Raw genomic sequence first — 1,489 nt, 5'->3', positions numbered from 1 at the left:
GGCGCTGGCTGGACGCGTGTTGGTGGGGGCGGTAGCGCCTCCGCTCCCGACTTTCTTCTCTTCGCGCAAGGAATCTTCTGATCATGAGCACCACCGCACAGTACGCATCCAGCCCCATCGCCAACGGCGCCCGCATCGCCACGGCCAACACCAACCGCGACGGCACCGGCACGCTGGGCACCGTGTTCGCGCCCGGCGCCAACGGCGGCCGCGTGGATGAGGTCACCATCGTGGCCACGGCCACCACCACGGCGGGCATGGTCCGCTTGTACCGCCACGACGGCACCAACGTGCGCCTGTGGAAAGAGGTGCCCGTCTCTGCCGTCACCCCCAGCGGCACGGTGCAGGCCTTCACCGCAACGATCATCGCCACCCTGATCCTGGGGCCCAACGAATCGCTGCGCGCCAGCACGCACAACGCCGAATCTTTCGACGTGCATGTGTCCGTGGGTGGGGGGTTCTGACCATGAACCCAGGCCTCTATTCATTCCCGCCAGGCGGGCAGCGGGCGACTCGGCGCGTGGTGGGGTTGCTGCGGGGCACGCCCGTACTGATCAACCCCAGCAACCTGTCGCCCCTCGGCCCTGCCATCTACACGTCCTCAAACCCATCGCCGGGCAGCCTCACCACCATGCTGACCATCACCGGACGAGGGGCAGTCTGGGCTGCATCATTGGGGCATGTCGGCGGCAGTAACCAAAGCATCCGCGCGCGTATGACGGTGGACGGCACGGTCCTGTTCGACGCCACCAATGCGTCTGCGTCGCCATCCACTCCGGGGTACATGCTCGTCGGCGCACTGTCTGGCTCGCAGGTCACCCCGCAGTATCTGCCGTTCGAGCGCGAGCTGAAGATCGAGTTCTCCAGCAACATCGCCACTGGCGCCGGTGCGGTCTCGCTGCAACTGCTTGGGGAGATCTACGCATGAGCCTCACCCAAGTTATTGGCAGCGCAGTGATCACTGCAGCAGGGCTGGGCGAGGTCACAGGCCCTCAGCTGGTCAAGTTGCAGATCGAGACCATGGAGCGCGAGCAGCTCATGCCCCGCGCCACGCGCGAATTCATGCTGACCTTCATGGAGGCGCAGGCGCTGGAGATGGGTGTAACGCAGGAAACGCTCATGGCCAAAAACGCGCTGTACCGGCGCGTGAAGCAGTTCGACGACCAGATCACTGCGCTGCGGGCCCAGCTATGACGCACCCCATCCTCTGGCCCGTGTGGGGTGTGCTGCTGCTGTGGGCGCTGTGGGTGTTCTACCTGGCCGTCATGACGCTCAAGCGCGCCAAGGACGCCAACCAGCTCACCCGCACTGCCATGGCCTTCGGCTACCCGGTGCTTTTCGTCGGCCTAGTGCTGGACTTCCTGGCCAACGTCCTGGTGCTCACCGTGCTGCTGGCCGAGCTGCCGCGTGAGGGCACCGTCACCAGCCGCCTCAAGCGCCACAACGCCAGCAGCACCGGCTGGCGCAAGGCGGTGGCGGCCTGGGCCGA

At 66.2% G+C, this 1,489-nt stretch carries 4 protein-coding genes; all 4 read left to right on the top strand.

Annotated features, from left to right (window positions below; translation table 11 throughout):
* The first annotated feature begins 83 nt into the window (after positions 1-83).
* Positions 84-464, top strand: a complete 381-nt coding sequence (locus N4G42_RS25385) for a hypothetical protein (RefSeq protein ID WP_260669168.1) — start codon at positions 84-86, stop codon at positions 462-464.
* Between the two features lie 167 nt (positions 465-631).
* Positions 632-928 (top strand): hypothetical protein, encoded by a 297-nt coding sequence (locus tag N4G42_RS25380; RefSeq protein ID WP_260669167.1) that lies wholly within the window; start codon positions 632-634, stop codon positions 926-928.
* Complete coding sequence (locus tag N4G42_RS25375; protein WP_260669166.1) at positions 925-1,194, top strand: hypothetical protein; 270 nt, start codon at positions 925-927, stop codon at positions 1,192-1,194. Before N4G42_RS25380 ends, N4G42_RS25375 begins: the two co-directional genes overlap by 4 nt.
* The coding region (locus N4G42_RS25370; protein ID WP_260669165.1) for a hypothetical protein at positions 1,191-1,489 on the top strand (299 nt) is incomplete at its 3' end. The genes N4G42_RS25375 and N4G42_RS25370, both read left to right, overlap by 4 nt.

Source organism: Acidovorax sp. K2F (assembly GCF_025246485.1).
Lineage (GTDB): Bacteria > Pseudomonadota > Gammaproteobacteria > Burkholderiales > Burkholderiaceae_C > Acidovorax > Acidovorax delafieldii.
This window is presented reverse-complemented; position numbering and strand designations above follow the sequence as displayed.